This window comes from Bacillus sp. AFS088145 (assembly GCF_002564465.1).
In the GTDB taxonomy this organism is placed as follows: Bacteria; Bacillota; Bacilli; order Bacillales; family Bacillaceae_G; genus Gottfriedia.
This window is the reverse complement of the sequence record NZ_NUUX01000013.1, coordinates 317268-333365: the sequence shown is the minus strand read 5'-3', so window position 1 is coordinate 333365 and position 16098 is coordinate 317268. Positions and strand designations below refer to the sequence as shown.

At 32.3% G+C, this 16098-nt stretch carries 17 protein-coding genes; 6 read left to right on the top strand and 11 right to left on the bottom strand.

All coding sequences use genetic code 11. The annotated features are described in order from the left end of the window. Positions 1-3 precede the first annotated feature (3 nt). The 6 genes from COI44_RS09770 to COI44_RS09745 all read right to left on the bottom strand — a co-directional run bounded on the left by COI44_RS09770 (position 4) and on the right by COI44_RS09745 (position 2266). A complete protein-coding gene (locus COI44_RS09770; protein ID WP_098427749.1) occupies positions 4-651 on the bottom strand; it encodes a spore germination protein GerPE in 648 nt (215 codons plus the stop codon). Then, a complete protein-coding gene (locus COI44_RS09765; protein ID WP_069032956.1) occupies positions 651-827 on the bottom strand; it encodes a spore gernimation protein GerPD in 177 nt (58 codons plus the stop codon). The genes COI44_RS09770 and COI44_RS09765 overlap by 1 nt, the downstream gene beginning before the upstream one ends. Continuing rightward, entirely contained in the window at positions 824-1435 is a 612-nt protein-coding gene (gene gerPC / locus COI44_RS09760) for a spore germination protein GerPC (protein WP_098427748.1), read from the bottom strand. Before gerPC ends, COI44_RS09765 begins: the two co-directional genes overlap by 4 nt. Before the next feature lie 37 nt (positions 1436-1472). Beyond that, the gene (locus tag COI44_RS09755; protein WP_098427747.1) at positions 1473-1670 is read right to left on the bottom strand and encodes a spore germination protein GerPB; all 198 of its coding nucleotides are present in this window, start codon (positions 1668-1670) and stop codon (positions 1473-1475) included. A 13-nt stretch (positions 1671-1683) separates the two neighbouring features. Beyond that, a complete protein-coding gene (locus COI44_RS09750) occupies positions 1684-1905 on the bottom strand; it encodes a spore germination protein (RefSeq protein WP_098427746.1) in 222 nt (73 codons plus the stop codon). Between the two features lie 205 nt (positions 1906-2110). Continuing rightward, complete coding sequence (locus tag COI44_RS09745) at positions 2111-2266, bottom strand: aspartyl-phosphate phosphatase Spo0E family protein (RefSeq protein WP_088012099.1); 156 nt, start codon at positions 2264-2266, stop codon at positions 2111-2113. Positions 2267-2730: 464 nt separating this feature from the next. Between COI44_RS09745 and COI44_RS09740 the strand changes: the two genes are divergently transcribed. Beyond that, complete coding sequence (locus tag COI44_RS09740; protein ID WP_098427745.1) at positions 2731-3105, top strand: DUF1516 family protein; 375 nt, start codon at positions 2731-2733, stop codon at positions 3103-3105. Positions 3106-3145: 40 nt separating this feature from the next. Here the strand turns inward: COI44_RS09740 and COI44_RS09735 are convergent, their stop codons facing one another. Beyond that, on the bottom strand, positions 3146-3709 hold the full coding sequence (locus COI44_RS09735) for a DUF2777 family protein (RefSeq protein WP_176526030.1): 564 nt from the start codon (positions 3707-3709) through the stop codon (positions 3146-3148). 437 nt (positions 3710-4146) lie between these two features. On the opposite strand from COI44_RS09735, the gene asnB reads away from it, so the two are divergent. Further along, complete coding sequence (asnB, locus tag COI44_RS09730; RefSeq protein WP_098427744.1) at positions 4147-5994, top strand: asparagine synthase (glutamine-hydrolyzing); 1848 nt, start codon at positions 4147-4149, stop codon at positions 5992-5994. A gap of 417 nt (positions 5995-6411) precedes the next feature. Here the strand turns inward: asnB and COI44_RS09725 are convergent, their stop codons facing one another. The 3 genes from COI44_RS09725 to COI44_RS09715 all read right to left on the bottom strand — a co-directional run bounded on the left by COI44_RS09725 (position 6412) and on the right by COI44_RS09715 (position 10169). Further along, positions 6412-6774, bottom strand: coding sequence for a P-II family nitrogen regulator (locus tag COI44_RS09725; RefSeq protein WP_069032963.1), 363 nt, complete (start codon positions 6772-6774; stop codon positions 6412-6414). 12 nt (positions 6775-6786) lie between these two features. After that, positions 6787-8013 (bottom strand): ammonium transporter, encoded by a 1227-nt coding sequence (locus COI44_RS09720; protein ID WP_098427958.1) that lies wholly within the window; start codon positions 8011-8013, stop codon positions 6787-6789. A gap of 383 nt (positions 8014-8396) precedes the next feature. After that, positions 8397-10169, bottom strand: a complete 1773-nt coding sequence (locus COI44_RS09715) for a glycoside hydrolase family 13 protein (RefSeq protein WP_098427743.1) — start codon at positions 10167-10169, stop codon at positions 8397-8399. 207 nt (positions 10170-10376) lie between these two features. Here COI44_RS09715 and COI44_RS09710 point away from each other — a divergent pair, with 207 nt between their 5' ends. Both COI44_RS09710 and COI44_RS09705 read left to right on the top strand, forming a co-directional pair. Continuing rightward, positions 10377-11879, top strand: a complete 1503-nt coding sequence (locus COI44_RS09710) for an alpha-amylase family glycosyl hydrolase (protein ID WP_098427742.1) — start codon at positions 10377-10379, stop codon at positions 11877-11879. 219 nt (positions 11880-12098) lie between these two features. Then, the gene (locus tag COI44_RS09705; RefSeq protein ID WP_098427741.1) at positions 12099-13142 is read left to right on the top strand and encodes a LacI family DNA-binding transcriptional regulator; all 1044 of its coding nucleotides are present in this window, start codon (positions 12099-12101) and stop codon (positions 13140-13142) included. Between the two features lie 65 nt (positions 13143-13207). Here COI44_RS09705 and COI44_RS09700 read toward each other — a convergent pair whose 3' ends face one another. Next, positions 13208-13699, bottom strand: coding sequence for a YajQ family cyclic di-GMP-binding protein (locus COI44_RS09700; RefSeq protein WP_097973692.1), 492 nt, complete (start codon positions 13697-13699; stop codon positions 13208-13210). A gap of 123 nt (positions 13700-13822) precedes the next feature. Between COI44_RS09700 and COI44_RS09695 the strand changes: the two genes are divergently transcribed. Together COI44_RS09695 and COI44_RS09690 are read left to right on the top strand one after the other, a co-directional pair. Then, positions 13823-14698 (top strand): CvfB family protein, encoded by an 876-nt coding sequence (locus tag COI44_RS09695; protein ID WP_098427740.1) that lies wholly within the window; start codon positions 13823-13825, stop codon positions 14696-14698. 98 nt (positions 14699-14796) lie between these two features. After that, on the top strand, positions 14797-15648 hold the full coding sequence (locus COI44_RS09690; protein WP_286163848.1) for a YitT family protein: 852 nt from the start codon (positions 14797-14799) through the stop codon (positions 15646-15648). The last annotated feature ends 450 nt before the right edge of the window (positions 15649-16098 follow it).

The window sequence follows — 16098 nt, the reverse complement described above, 5'->3', positions numbered from 1 at the left end:
TTCTTAATCGGTTGATTTTGTTTCTGATGTTTCTTTTTTTCGTGTAACTACAGGTACTGTAGGTACGGTTGGTACTACGGTGTGTACTGGAACTACAGGTGCTACTGGAACTACAGTATGTGGCGTTGCAACTGGCGAAACTTGGAATGTTGGTTGAACAAGTACATCTGAATGATAGGGTTGCATAGTCTGTGTCATCATTGGCTGCATTAGTTGTGAAAAAGTAGGTTGAGCATGATGGCCTGGAGTTTGGTAATGTATTGTAGGTGTTGTGATAAAATGTCGTATTTGATGTACTCGGGCTAACATTTTGGCATCATGAACTGAGCCGATAATGGAAGCGCTGGCTGAGCTTATACCATTATAATTTATTGAACCAACTTGGATTGTCGGATTAAGATTTACTCGATTTAAATTTACATTAGGAACATATGGAAGATGTTTTGGAATAATTTTAAAAAGTGGATATATTTCAAAAATATCTCTGTTTGTATCTGCAAACACATTTCCTTCCTCTTGAAGCGCGAGAGCATTTGACTCCGCATTCATTGAATATACATCCCCAAACTGTAAAATGCTCGAAAATAGTACTGTATTTACATCATATCTTCCTACAGCGGCTAAACGAAATCTTGGATCTATTTTAAACATTAACTTACAGATAAAGGTACAAATGGTCCAATAATTAATGATTCTGGTGGCGTGTCAAAGATAGAGGATAGTGAAATATTATGAGCATCTCCAACTAAAAATAATGAAGATGAAGAAATGGCTGTAAATTTTATTTCGTCTACCTGTAAATTGCAATTCGTTACATTTAAATTCATCCTTTATTCTCCTTTCCAATATTATGTGGTAAGTTTTGTAAAAAGGCACTATAGGCAGTTCGAATATCTCCTAACATGTGTAAAACGACTTCTTCAGAGTATCGGAGTGGATTATCAGCGAAGTTTGGTTTATTTTTATATAAATCAATATAGTAAGGAATCCTAATATCCATTTGATTTCGAATATCATCGATCATCATTTGACGATAATAATCATCTACAGCAACTCTAAGCTCTGATTCTAACTGGAGGATGGTTTCTAATGCTTCTTCCTTTAAATGGAAGTGAATTCGATCTTCTATATATGATTTCAAGGCTTTCATATTATTGTCAGGTTTAATATCAATTTGTTGGTTTTCCACTGTTAAATCATCAAATGTAGGAGCTTGAAGTGGATTCAACCCTATTGTTAACGTACCATTTAAATTTTCTACTTTTAATTGGTCAAATTTATATTCAATTTTATCAATTTTTGTCTCAGGTCTTAGAGAAAGTTCAAGAACAGTAGCCTCAAGCTGAACTACTTTAGCTTTTAATTGTTCAATGATTTGGGACTGCTCATATAGTAATTGCTCAATTTGAGTCTGTCTTAATTCTAGTTGATTCATAGAATTCCCTCGCTTTCAATTTGCTACAGGAATAAAATTATGTTGCTTGCGAAGTTTGAACGATTTGACCTGGTTCAGTAAGTGGTGGTGCTGCTTCTAAATAATCACCAGTATTATTCGTTATCGTTTTTGCATTTATATGTCCTGTTGTTCCAATTTGAAAAACAGATGAGTTTACGATCCCACCGGTTTTTAGCTGATTAATAATAATTGTTTGATGTATATATATATTCAAACGACATCCTCCTTTACATGTTGCCAACCATTGGTTGATCAACTTGGTCTTGATCATATACGGTCGAAATACTTTTATTGTTATAAACTGTTACATTATCACCTGTATTAAACGAACCAGCACCGGCATACGTTTGAGCATTACTTTTAGGTATGATATTATATGCATCACCCACGTTAACTACAGCGCTACTACCGATACTGACGATATTTATTACTCCAACATAAGCAGGCATGACTGTACACCCTTTGTTCTTTTATGATTATGTATTATATGGCCATTTAACCTAAAACGTGATTGTAGACTATGTATTGTTAAGAAGTATTAATTTTTAATAGGAAGAAAAGGGTGAAGGGGAAAATAAAAAGAGATGAGATTTCTTATTCTATTACAAAAAAAATACTAGCTGCAATTAGAATAAACTAATCGCAAGCTAGCTATTAGGCTCTCCTTTTAGAAGAGGTAAAGGTCGAGATCATATTCATTAGCCTGTCCAATTCCTGGCTACATAAAACTGTTTTCTTGTTCGTAAAGCCATATCGTCCCGCATAATATACCATTCGGGCCCGTTTTTTCTCTATAACATGAAGCAGCAATTTAGTCACCAACTTTGTTCAAGAATAGGGAATTATGTCTAGGTCTCACGATGTATGTAATGCTATTATACAAAATCATTTTCATATGAGAAGACATTCGCTAAAAGAAGTGTAAAACTTACAAAATACTACAATATTCATCTGCATTCCATCTTGGGATAGTGGAAATTGAAAGGTTTTTGTAGGATAAACTATACGGAGTGTCGAATTGTAAGGAGCTTTAGATGATATTGAATTTATTTTCGACAGTAGATTACAATCCTAGATTAATATAATTTATGATTTTTAAAAATGAACATTAAGTCATGCTTTTCATAACGGTTAATAGGTATAAATTCATAGCTTATATTTTGAACAATTTGTGAATTTTTTAAAATCTTTTCCATTTCCATCTCCTCTACATTTTTCCTTATTGGATCTCTTATGTTATGATTATTTAGAATATATATTTGGGAGGAAATGAAATGATTCACTTACATATTACATCGTGGGTAATCGCTATTATTTTAGCTTTAATTGTTGGGCACGGATACAAAAATGGTTGGAATGTGAAAGTTGCCCATATGATTTTACGTCTTTTATACTTCGTTATTTTAGGAACTGGACTGTATTTATTTATTCATATTTCAAATAAAGAAAATATGCCATCTAATATGATGATGCTTTATAACGTAAAAATGACACTTGGTATTCTTATGTTAGGTGTGTTTGAATATTTCACAGTGTCTTCTAAGAAACACCGTAAAATGGTTGTTCCTGCAACTATTTTTACAGTATTTATTTTAGCCTTATTATATTTAGGATTTAGATTACCACAAGGTTTTCACTTCTTTGCTTAATAAAAAAACTGTCACAAATTTCTTGTGACAGTTTTTTTATTTATGAAAGTTGAGTTAATAGGTAGCGGTTACCTGTTGCTTTCGTAAGTTCAAATCGGTGGTTTTGTTCTTCAGATGAAATTCTAAATTGGTGATATACTGAACAAACAAGTTCTCCATTATCAAATACGATGAAATTTACTCCTTCTGAAGGTGAACCTTCAGGCTGAAATGAAAGGAAGTTGTGACAGTACAAGCAATCGTATAGTGAAAAACTATGCGTATTTAGTAGGTACGCTAAAGTATAAAATGATTCATCGGTCAAATTTTTCAATAGTGAATCGAAGCTATATAAAAGCTTTCTTTGAATACGAAGGATATCGCCATTTTGTAATTTTTTCTTTTTGGAATACTGAATAAGAAAATTACCATTTTTTAAAGAAGCAGGAACCCACTCTTCATTTATAGAAACTTCAAAATCTTCATCGATAAGATCCTCAAGTAAAAATGCCTCATCAGTTTCATCATCGAAAAAGACCCATTCATCATTTATTTCTTCAATTGCTCCAATAGTAAAAGCGCGAGGTTGCTTTTGAAATAATTGTGATCGGTGCTTAAATTGCATTAAGTAACCTCCAGTTACAAGCGTTCTGCTGTTCATTGTTTAATTACATAGGTTCAAGTAAAAAGTAGTGATTCGGACATTTTATCGAATCATAAAATTAAGTATCTACTAGAATCTTTTTTTCGTTCGAACCTTTTTTTGAATCTCGAATATTGTTTAAATGGATTAAAAATTTTACTCTATTTTCCGACCGGTATTAGGATTTATAAATCTTAATAGCTGCGTTTATTTCATTATTAATAAAGCTGCTACTTTTTTCATTTATTGACATAACTTAACTATTTTATAACTATGCAAAAATTAAAAAAACGTATGGACAAATAATGATAAGTTACAAACTTTTTTTGAGGATTAACGCACCTATTTTTAAAAACAATAATACGATATAGAATTAACTTTAGTTTTATAGGGAAATAGCCCAGAAAGGAGAAAAAAACATGTGCGGTATAACTGGGTGGGCAGATTTTCAAAAGGATTTATCCAATGTAAATTCAGTGACAAAAAAAATGGCTGAAACATTGTCTAAACGAGGTCCAGATGATACGAATATTTGGACTTCGAATCATTGTAGTTTTGGCCACAAAAGATTAGTTGTAGTTGATCCAATAGGTGGAAGACAACCGATGCGTAAGACGAAAGGTAACTTCACTTATACCCTTTGCTACAATGGTGAGTTGTATAATACAGAGGATATTAGAAAAGAACTTTTAAAAAGAGGCTACACATTTCAAGGGCATTCAGATACAGAGGTTCTACTTACAAGCTATATTGAGTGGAAGGAAGCATGTGTAGACAAATTTAATGGAATATTTGCTTTTGCAATCTGGGATGAAGAAAAGGAAAGTCTATTTATTGCAAGAGACCGTTTAGGTGTTAAACCTCTATTTTATAAAGAGGACTATAAAAGATTATTATTCGCTTCAGAAGTAAAGGCAATTTTAGCAAACCCTGGGGTAAAGGCTGAATTAACTGAAGAAGGGCTCTCAGAAGTATTTGGACTTGGTCCATCTCGTACGCCTGGAAATGGTGTTTTTGATGGAATTAAAGAACTCCGTGGTGGTCATGCTATGACATTCTCAAGAAATGGACTTAAAATATGGAAATATTGGGATGTTAAAAGCGATATACACACAGATTCAGTTGATGAAACGATTGAAAAAGTACGTTTTTATGTTGAAGATGCGATCGTAAGACAATTGGTTTCCGATGTGCCTTTATGCACGTTTTTATCAGGTGGAGTGGATTCTAGTACGATTACAGCAATCGCTGCAAATCATTACGCTAAAGAAGGAAAAGGACAATTAACCACATATTCAATCGATTATGAGGAAAATGATAAATATTTTACTTCAAGTGTTTTCCAACCAAATTCAGATGCACCTTGGATTGAGTTAATGTCTTCAACATTTAATACAAATCATCAAAGATGTGTCATTACAAACGAAGAACTGGTTCAATATTTAGACGAGGCTACTGAGTGTCGTGATCTTCCAGGAATGGCGGATGTCGATTCTTCATTATTATGGTTTTGTCAAAAAATTAAACAGAACTTTGTAGTAGGTTTATCAGGAGAATGTGCGGATGAAATTTTTGGTGGGTATCCTTGGTTTCACCGAGAAGATGATTTAAACAGACCAGCATTTCCTTGGATGAGATCAACTGAGCTCCGTCAAAAGCTTTTAAAAGACGAATGGAGTAAGAAACTGAATCTAGCTCAGTACGTTCAAGATCGATACAACGAGACTGTAAAAGAAACGCCAATGCTTGAAGGGGAAAGTCCATTAGAAGCTAAAAGAAGACAACTGTTTTATTTAAATCGTCAATGGTTTATGTCACAATTATTAGATCGAAAAGATCGGATGAGTATGGGAGCGAGCCTTGAAGTTCGTGTTCCTTTTGCAGACCACAGACTTGTCGAATATGTATGGAATATCCCGTGGGAGCTTAAAATGTATGGCAACCGTGAAAAAGGCATTTTAAGAAAGTCTCTTGAAGGTCTGTTACCAGATGATATCTTATACCGCAAAAAAAGCCCATATCCAAAGACGCATAACCCCGTATATACAAAATTAGTTGTTCAAAAATTAAAAGAAGCTTTAAAAGATAAAAGCTCAGCTCTATACGAGTTTCTTGATAAAGAGCAATTAAATAGTTTAGTTGAAAGTGAAGGAAAAGCATTTCAAGTTCCATGGTACGGACAATTAATGTCTGGACCTCAGTTACTAGCTCATTTATATCAAATTCATGTTTGGTTTAAAAAATTCAATATTAATGTGAAAGCTTAAATTATAGGGGTGATCTTTTTCACCTCTTTTTTGTATGTTTAAATAAAGAAGCTAGATCAGGGTGGAACTGCAAATAAAAAGTCGGAAAGTGCAATTAAAAACATGATAACTGCAAATAAAAAGCTTGAAAGTGCAAATAAAAGGGGAGAGCTGCAAATAAAAAGTTAGAAAGTGCAATTAAAAACTTGATAATTGTAATTAAAATGCCCGTAACTGCAAATAAGCATTAATTTCCTTTAGTTTTTATAAGATTTCCATGGAATACAGCAAGAAACCGATTGGAATCAAACAGCTTTATTATTCAATAAATTCACGCCACCAAACACATCTACTAAATCATTGGAGTTACGTTTACTCAAATGAAAACCGTGAACTAACTAAAAACCTAGTCATATAAAATGACTAGGTTTTAAAAATTTAATAATCGTTTTGTAATGCGTCTCTTCCTTCCTCCCCAGTGCGGATTTTAATCGCGTTTTCAATAGGGTACACAAATATTTTTCCATCTCCAGGTTTTCCTGTTTTTAACACTCTTTTTGCTTCATCGATTACAGCTTGAACAGGTACATCACATACGACTATTTCAACTTTTATTTTTTCATGTAAATTGATCGTTCGTTTTTTTCCTCGATACACTTCCGTATAGCCTGATTGCATTCCGCATCCTAAAACGTTCGTTACGGTCATTCCTGTGATTCCCACCTTTGAAAGTGCATCTTTTAAAACGTCAAATTTATCTGGCCGAGTAATGATTTCAATTTTCGTTAATTTTGCAGTCATATTTATCCCTCCTTATATACTTGCGTCGTGATATGCTTTTTCTCCGTGTATGCTTAAGTCAAGGCCGAGGTTTTCTTCCTCTTGATCAACTCGAATGCGGATGAAAAAGCCTATAACTTTCACAATTAAAAAGGTGATTACTCCTGCAAAAAGATAGGTTGCTCCGATTGCGAGTAGTTGTTTCCAAAGAAGTGATATGTCACCGTAAAAAAGTCCGTTTGCACCAGCACTATTTACTGATTTTGTGGCGAATAATCCTGTTGCAATAGCTCCCCATGTTCCACCGATTCCGTGACAACCGAATGCGTCTAAAGCATCGTCATATCCAAATTTGTATTTTAAGTATGTTACTGCTAAAAAGCATATGACTCCACCTGAAAATCCAATCACAATTGATGAGAGAGGTGTGACGAATCCGCAAGCAGGTGTAATTGCAACTAATCCAGCTACGGCACCACTAACTCCACCCAAAATAGTAGGTTTTTTATTTACGTACCATTCCACTAGAACCCAAGCAACTGAAGCTGCAGCAGCTGCAGTATTTGTATTAATGAATGCAGTTAATGCCACATCATTTAATGTTAAGGCACTACCAACATTAAATCCGAACCACCCAAACCATAATAATCCAGCTCCTAATACAGTTAGTGGTAAATGATGAGGTGATGTAGATCCGAAATCTCGTCTTTTGCCAAGAAGAAGAGCCAGAACTAAACCTGAGACACCGGAGGAAATATGGACAACTGTTCCGCCAGCGAAGTCTAAAGCACCTAGATTACGAAGCCAACCATCCACGCCCCAAACCCAGTGAGCTAATGGATCGTAAACAAATGTTGTCCATAGAAGAGTAAATAATAGAAATGCTGAAAATTTCATGCGCTCAGCGAAGGCACCTGATATAAGAGCAGGAGTTAAAATTGCAAACATTAGCTGGAACATCATGAAAAGATTATGAGGGACTGTTGCGCTGTAGTTATCATTTGGAGTAAAACCAACATCCTTTAATGCTGCCCAAGAAAAGTTACCAATCAAATGATTAAAATCTGGACCGAATGCTAAAGAGTAGCCAATTAACACCCACTGGATTGATACGATTGCCATAGCAGAATAGCTATGCATTGTAGTACTTAATACGTTTTTACTTTTAACCATACCGCCGTAAAAAAGTGCTAAACCAGGTGTCATAATCATGACTAAAACAGTTGAAATAAAAAGAAATACACTATCCGCAGCTTGAATACCATTCATCTTCATTCCCCATTTCTTTAATGTTAGTTTTTATAACATTAAATGTTATATAAGTTATCATATTCAGAATATATGCAAAATTCAATAATAATTTCACAAAAATTCCAAAAAAATATATAAAATTAAAATGAAAACGCTAACAAATATCTGGTTTGTTAGAAAATCTAACATAACGTAAATGAGTGAATAAAAATACAGACCCAAATTAAATGAGTCTGTATCTCTATTGATGATTTAAATGTTTCTTATGTATGAGTAGTTTTGATATACCAACTAATTCTAGAAGTAGTTGGTATTTTAATTGACCATTAAACAAATTAATAAACTGAAATTTTTTTTGACAAGGTTGTTTTTACCAACATAAAAATACAGACTCACGTAAATGAGTCTGTATCTTCTATTTGTAAAATTAAAAAGTCGGTCTCTAGTAGATCAACACCAATTGAATCAGATTCAGTTGCAAACTGTTCGCCATTCCATACATTTGTAATTCTTTTCTTACCTAAATTTATTGGTACTTTAACTGACTGTTTTTCACTTGAGTTACTAATGATGATAAAAAAATGAAATTGATTATTCTTCCTTTCATACATAACAATGTCAGGTTGGTCAGTTTGTACCCAATTAAACTCACCGTCATTTTCTAAAACTGAGTATTTTTTTCTTAGCGAAATCAATTTTTTTATTGAATTAAAGATACGTAAATTATATTGTGATTTGTCCCAAAGCATACAGCTTCGGCATTCGGGGTCATTTCCACCTTGTAGACCAATTTCATCTCCGTAGTAGATACATGGAGTTCCAAAGAAAGTAAATAAAAAGACATATAATAGTATCACTCTTTTTTCATTTTGATTACATTGTGTCAGTATTCTTGGTGTATCATGTGAACCTAATACATTGAAGAGCGCTTTGATTACAGGTAATGGATATTGGGCTATTAAATCGTTAATCGAATATTGAAATTGGATCTTTGAAATTGATTGGTAACCGAAATAAGCAAAAAGTGATTTCATTAGAGGATAGTTCATAACAGAATCGAATTCATCACCTCTTAGCCATGGCATTGCATGATGCCAAATCTCACCTACAATAAACAAATCATTTTTTAGTTCCTTCATTTTTTTATTAAATAGTTTCCAAAAATAATGATCGATTTCGTTTGCTACATCTAAACGCCAACCATCTATATTAAATTCTTTTATCCAATAAGAACCTATTTCTAATAAAAAATTCTGTACTTCTTTATGTTCTGTATTTAGTTTTGGCATTTCCTTTACAAAAGAAAAAGTTTCATAAGCTACATTGTTTTGTTCATCTTTAAAAAAGTGAAACCACTCAAAAAAGGCGGACATCCTTCCGTTTTGCAATGCGTCCTGAAATGGGGGGAAGGATGCACTTGTATGGTTAAATACTGCATCAAGCATTACTCGAATGTTATTTTCATGACATTTTTCGATTAATGTTTTTAAGACTTTTTCATCTCCAAAAGTAGGATCTATTCTAAAATAATTGATTGTATTATATTTATGGTTTGAATTTGCTTCAAAAATAGGAGTTAAATAAATTCCGGATATTCCTAAATTTTTAAGATAATCTATTTTTTGAATAACACCTTCTAAATCACCACCAAAATAGCTTGAACTCGTTGGTAGAGTAGAACCCCACGGAGTCGAATTGATAGGATTATTCTTGTTATTTCCACTAGCAAATCGATCTGGGAAAATTTGATACCAAATCGTATCATTAATCCAACTAGGAGGTGATATTAAATTATTTTTATGAAGAAATGGCAATGTAAAACAGTTTGACTGATCATTTGGGTTAAAATTATTTGAAAATCCGCCCTCACCATAAAAGAGAGAATCTTGCTCATTTTTTAAAAGAAATTGATATTTCATTCGTTTATTTGGAGGGATTACATTTACTTCCCAGTAGTCAAATAGTTCTGTGGAAAATGCAAGATACATGGAGAGTGATGATTCAATTTGCCAACCTGAATCATTAAATTTGAATGGATCTCCGAAATAAAAAATAATTTCTGTACAATCACCTTTTTTTGTTCGAATTCTTAAACGATAGGTTTTATCATCTATTGAAAAAGCATATTGATCATATGGCTGATGATATATTGATTCAATTTGCATGATCCCACCCTTTATTTTTAGTATTATTAATGTCTGTAAGGAATTAACTTGCTATCTAATTTAGTAACAGTATAATTAAATAGTGTGTGCAATCGCTTCCATTTTTATGAAATTTAATTTAACATTTGAATTTCATTGTAATATTTTGCAAAATAATGTAGAGAGTGAAATTTTTGTACATGCGAGTGTCTTGCAGGGGGAGAAAAAATGAGGCGATTTGGTTTTTTAATACTAGTGTCTGTACTATTTTTTAGTACGTTACCAAGTATAGGTTTTGCAGAAAAAAATACAACTGATCTAAGAAAAGAAATGATTTATCGAATATTAGTTGATCGTTTTTTTGATGGTAATCCTATGAATGATAAAAATACAGACCCGAAAGATTTAAATAAATCTCAGGGTGGGGATTTAGATGGTATTACCCAAAAATTAGATTATCTTAAGGATTTTGGATATAATGCTATTTCTATTTCACCTATTTTTGAGAATGACGAAAATTCATATGATGGATTCTCAGTCGTTAATTTTAGAAAAATTGATCCAAGGTTCGGAACAAATAAAGAACTTAAGAAGTTAGTTAAAGAAGCGCATAAACGTAATATAAAAGTATATATTGATTTTGTTACAAATAATGCTTCGCCAAATAGTGAACTTGCTAAAAAAACGAATTGGTTTAATCCTGAAAATAGTACAAGTTCAGAAAAGAAATGGATAAATGGATTACCTGACTTTAATCAAGAAAACAATGAAGTAGCCAATTACTTAATCGAAACAGCTAAGTATTGGATGGATCAAGCTAATTTTGACGGATATAATTTACAAGAAGTAAATAATGTACCTGTTTCATTTTGGGAATCATTTAACAAAGAGATAAAAAAGAAAAATCCAAATTTCATTTTATTTGCTGATTTAAATGCTTCAAGTGATATAGATCTAAATAAATATAAAAATTTAGGTTTTAATGGAATTTATAATGTTGATTCAGTAGCTGATTTAGCAAATACATTTTCTTCACAAAATCAATCATTAACTGACATAATGAAGCAACAAGCGGATTTAAGTAAGCAGTTAGGCTCGACATTAATGATTAACTATTTAGACGATGAAATGACTAACCGCTTTGTTTCAATAGCTGTATCAAAAGGGCAGTATCCACCTTCAAGATTAAAGTTAGCACTTGCATATTTATTTACAACACCAGGGATTCCGTTGACGTATTACGGGACAGAAATTGCACTAAATGGTGGAAACATCCCTGATAATCGAAAAGGAATGGATTTCCGTACTGATGAAGATTTTTCAAAATATATTAAAAAACTGACTGAATTAAGAAGAACTTTACCGTCTCTTTCTGAAGGGGATTTTGAAGTGCTTTATGATGATTCTAAAGGTATGACTTTAATTAAGAGGCATTATAATGATGAAACTACGATCGTTGCAATAAATAATACTTCTCTTGATCAAAAGGTTCATTTAGATTTTGATGTCGTTAAAAAATCGAATGAATTAAGAGGGATGTTAGCTGATGATTTGGTTCGTCCAAATAATAAAGGATTTGATATAGTCCTTAAAAGAGAATCTTCAAATGTTTATGCAGTTGCACCTAAAACTAGTTTAAACATTGGAGTGATTATTGCAATTCCATCTATTTTTGTGGCGTTTATCATCTTTTTATGGTTTGCAAGAAGACGTAATAATGAAGAGAAATAAATACTAGTTAGTTGAGCTTAGAATACTTGAAAAGATGGCTATCTTTTTAGTATTCTAAGCAAATTAGTAAAAGATTAAATCCACTAGATTCCAGTATAATAAACGGGACATCGACTTGTGAGGGAAGATGTGGATTGTATCAATAATCTTTTAAATAGAGTCTACATCTAAAGAAAAATTGATAACGTTTACATTCATTCGTAAATAAGGGGAATTAAAATGACTATTACAATTAAGGATGTTGCGAAGAAAGCGAATGTAGCGCCTTCAACGGTGTCTCGAGTTATCTCAAACAACCCAAGAATTAGTGAAAAAACAAAAAGAAAAGTTAGAAAAGTAATGGATGAATTAAATTATCATCCAAATTTAAATGCAAGGTCATTGGCTAATCGATCTACGAAATCAATTGGATTAGTTTTACCACCAGCATTAGATACATCATTTCATAATCCTTTTTTTGCAGAAGTAATTAGGGGTGTGACAGCGTATTCGAATCAAAAAGACTACTCTCTTTATTTTATTACAGGAAACAACGAGGATGAAGTCGAACAAACTGTGATTAAAACAATTAGAGGTAGAAGAGTCGATGGAATTATTCTTCTTTACTCTAAGGAAAATGATAAGATTATTGATTATTTGGACGAAAATAATTTTCCTTTTGTTTTAGTAGGGAAGCCATATCATTCAATTGATGATATAACATATATTGATAACGATAATTATGCAGCTGCTAGAGATGTTACGAATTATTTAATTGATTATGGACATCGCCAAATTGCGTTTGTTGGAGGAGAAAGTAGTCTTCTAGTAACTCAAAACCGTTTACGTGGTTTCCAAGATACAATGCAATTAAACGGACTTCCAGTAAATGAAGAGGAAATTATATTTACATCATTTACGAGAGACGGTGGAAGAAAAGCAGTAAATCAATTGCTAGAACTAAAGGATCTTCCGACTGCAATTGTTGTAACTGATGATGTATTAGCATTAGGAATTATAAGTGTATTAAGCGAACATAACATTTCAGTCCCGAATAATATTTCAATTATTAGCTTTAATAATGCAATTTTTGCAGAATTAGCAAATCCACCATTAACATCTGTAGATATTAATATTTATCAATTAGGCAATGAAGCAGCAAAAAATATTATTTCAAAAATTGAAGAACCGGATGGTACTGAAAAAAGTATTATCGTACCATATAAAATAGTAATCCGTGATACATGTGTAAAAAATGAGAGATTAACTTTAGTTAGTAGCTAATTAAATTTATAAAAGTTAAAAAAGAGGATGACTGATTTCATCCTCTTTTTTAAGTATGTATAAGTTTATCGGTAATTCAAAAATTGAACATCAACTGATAAATCTGCACCTTTTACAGCAGCGATAATTGCTTGTAAATCATCTCTACTTTTTGCAGTTACACGGATTTGATCATCTTGAATTTGTGATTTTACTTTTAATCCACTATTTTTAATGATTGTATTGATCTTTTTTGCATTATCTTTATCTATACCTTGAACTAATTTAGCTCTTTGTCTTACAGTACCACCTGAAGCACCTTCAACTTTACTGTAGTCTAGATTTTTAATAGGAACATTGCGTTTAATTAATTTATTAATTAATACGTCTTTTAATTGCTCTAACTTATAATCGTCATCAGAAACTAAAACTAGTTCTTCTTTTTCTAAAGTGATTGAGCTTTTGCTTCCTTTAAAGTCATAGCGAGTTGCGATTTCTTTTGTAGCAAGTTGAATCGCATTAGAGACTTCTGGTAAGTCTACTTTTGAAACAATATCAAATGAACTTTCTTTTGACATAGATAGAATCCCTCCAATTCGTTAATACTTGTATTATAGTGTATGATAGACGAAGTAACAAACTTTCATTATGCATGATATAATAATTTTTAGTTTGAAAGTTAAGAGAGGATGTAACAAAAAATGAGTTTACAAGCAGGAGAGATTGTAACTTTAGTTTGCAGTCGAGAAACGGATATTGGGTATATGCTTGTCCAAGATCAAGAAGAAGTTTTTTTACATAATAATGAAGCATCTGGAGAAATTGAAATAGATCAAGAAGTAACTGTATTTTTATATCATGATTCTAAAGGTAGACTTTCTGCAACGATGGAAATGCCGTTCATTACAACAGAAGGTTATGGATTTGCAAAAGTAGTCGATAAACTTGATGGAGTGGGTGTTTTTGTAAACATCGGCATATCAAAAGATATTCTTTTAGAAAAAGGTGACCTTCCGCCTCTTCAAGAAGTTTGGCCTGAAGAAGGCGATGAAATTTTTTGTACGTTAAAGCAAACAAACAAAGGTAGACTACTAATTAAAATTGCTACTGAACCAGTCATGAAAGAGTTCTCTGTGCCGGCTGAACCTAGTATGCTTAATAAAAATGTTACAGGAATCATTTATCGTACTTTAAGAGTGGGGTCTTATATTTTAACTGATGAACGATTCATAGGTTTTATCCATGAATCACAGAGAAAAACTGAACCTCGCATTGGTGAAAGAGTAAGTGGACGCATTATTGATGTGAAAGATGATGGTAGTATTAACGTATCACTTTTACCAAGGGTTCATGAAGGATTAGATCAAGAAGCAAATGAGATTTATGAATATATGATGAGTCGTGGTGGGGCAATGCCTTACTGGGATAAGAGTGACGCAGAGGATATTAAAGTAAGATTTAATATTAGTAAAGCTTCATTTAAACGAGCGATGGGTAGATTATTAAAAGAAAATAAAATCTATCAAGAAGACGGTTGGACATACGCAAAAGAACTGTTTGAGAAGAAAGAGCAATAATTAGGTTTTGAAACCATTTCACTAGGTGAAGTGGTTTTTTGCTATTTTTTTACAATTTACAGGCATACTAAACTTATGAATGTATAGGAGGCTTGTAGGTGGATGACAAAAAAGAATTGTTAATAAAAGTTCTTGTAGTAATATTCGGTGCATTTATGAATGCATTTGCTATGAATTGTTTTTTAATTCCTGTCAGTGTTTATTCAAGTGGTTTTTCTGGTTTAGCTCAGTTACTTACTAATTTATTAAATGATTTTACACCTTTTTCGGCTTCTACGGGTATTTTACTTGCGATATTAAATATTCCTGTCATCATTTTAGCATGGAAAAAAATAGGCCCATCTTTTACGTATTTTACGATTTTAAGCGTTGGAATCACGACGTTATTTTTAGAAGTAATTCCAGTAACGCCTCTATTCTCAAAAGATATTTTACTAAACGCTGTATTTGGTGGATTAATTGTTGCAGTAGGAATTGGATATACATTAAAGTTTGGTGCTTCAACAGGTGGATTAGATATTGTTGCACTAGTATTATCACGTTCGAAAGGAAAACCTGTTGGTACATACTTCTTCCTGTTTAATGCGTTAATTATTTTAACGGCGGGTTATATTTATGGAATGGAGAAAGCACTTTATACACTAATTAACCTATACGTAACTTCTAGATTCATTGATGCAATTCATACTAGTCATATTAAAGTAACTGCCTTTATTGTCACAACAAAAGGTGACGAGTTACGTAAAGAAATCCATTCGAAGCTAGTGCGAGGAATTACTGCAATTAATGCAAAAGGTGCCTTTACGAATCAAGATAAACAAATTTTAATGATGGTGCTATCACGTTATGAGCTATATCATCTATCGAAAGTCATTAAATCAGTTGATGAAAAGGCGTTTACAAATATCGTGCAAACAATTGATGTGTTTGGAGAATTTAGGAAGTTCTAGTTATTAATGATGATAAGAGCTTTGGAGATTAAATATTAGCAGCATTTAAAGCACTACAAAAAGAAATGCGGAATAGTTTTTGTTGTTGGTGAGTAGATTTGGGATCTGGTAATAAATTTAGTTAATGTTAAGTCCTTATTTGATATATTGCATTTCAAATAAGGACAGTACATGTTGATTAAAACTTGATATTATTAATGTGTTGTTGCAGAGGCTTTTTTAAATGATTCAATAAAAATCCAAGTAAAAGGACCTTTCCAGTAATGCTGGAAATGGTCCTTTTTTTCATTTGCTTAGATTTTGTATTGTTTTAAAAAGTGTCTGTTCACTATCATTATGCAAAAAAAAATTCCCCAAAAACCTCACCTAATTTGTGGAGGGTAGTGGGCTTTTGTTTGGCAAAATTTTAAATTTGTTAAAACCTCTAAAAACACTTATATAATAGTGTTT

Bases quoted from the DNA above. Each gene is read 5' to 3' on its own strand.
- COI44_RS09725 (WP_069032963.1), bottom strand. From the start codon at position 6,774: ATGACTGCAAAATTAACGAAAATTGAAATCATTACTCGGCCAGATAAA.
- COI44_RS09710 (WP_098427742.1), top strand. From the start codon at position 10,377: ATGAGGCGATTTGGTTTTTTAATACTAGTGTCTGTACTATTTTTTAGT.
- COI44_RS09700 (WP_097973692.1), bottom strand. From the start codon at position 13,699: ATGTCAAAAGAAAGTTCATTTGATATTGTTTCAAAAGTAGACTTACCA.
- COI44_RS09705 (WP_098427741.1), top strand. From the start codon at position 12,099: ATGACTATTACAATTAAGGATGTTGCGAAGAAAGCGAATGTAGCGCCT.
- asnB (WP_098427744.1), top strand. From the start codon at position 4,147: ATGTGCGGTATAACTGGGTGGGCAGATTTTCAAAAGGATTTATCCAAT.
- COI44_RS09695 (WP_098427740.1), top strand. From the start codon at position 13,823: ATGAGTTTACAAGCAGGAGAGATTGTAACTTTAGTTTGCAGTCGAGAA.
- COI44_RS09735 (WP_176526030.1), bottom strand. From the start codon at position 3,709: ATGCAATTTAAGCACCGATCACAATTATTTCAAAAGCAACCTCGCGCT.
- COI44_RS09740 (WP_098427745.1), top strand. From the start codon at position 2,731: ATGATTCACTTACATATTACATCGTGGGTAATCGCTATTATTTTAGCT.
- gerPC (WP_098427748.1), bottom strand. From the start codon at position 1,435: ATGAATCAACTAGAATTAAGACAGACTCAAATTGAGCAATTACTATAT.
- COI44_RS09770 (WP_098427749.1), bottom strand. From the start codon at position 651: ATGTTTAAAATAGATCCAAGATTTCGTTTAGCCGCTGTAGGAAGATAT.
- COI44_RS09715 (WP_098427743.1), bottom strand. From the start codon at position 10,169: ATGCAAATTGAATCAATATATCATCAGCCATATGATCAATATGCTTTT.
- COI44_RS09750 (WP_098427746.1), bottom strand. From the start codon at position 1,905: ATGCCTGCTTATGTTGGAGTAATAAATATCGTCAGTATCGGTAGTAGC.
- COI44_RS09765 (WP_069032956.1), bottom strand. From the start codon at position 827: ATGAATTTAAATGTAACGAATTGCAATTTACAGGTAGACGAAATAAAA.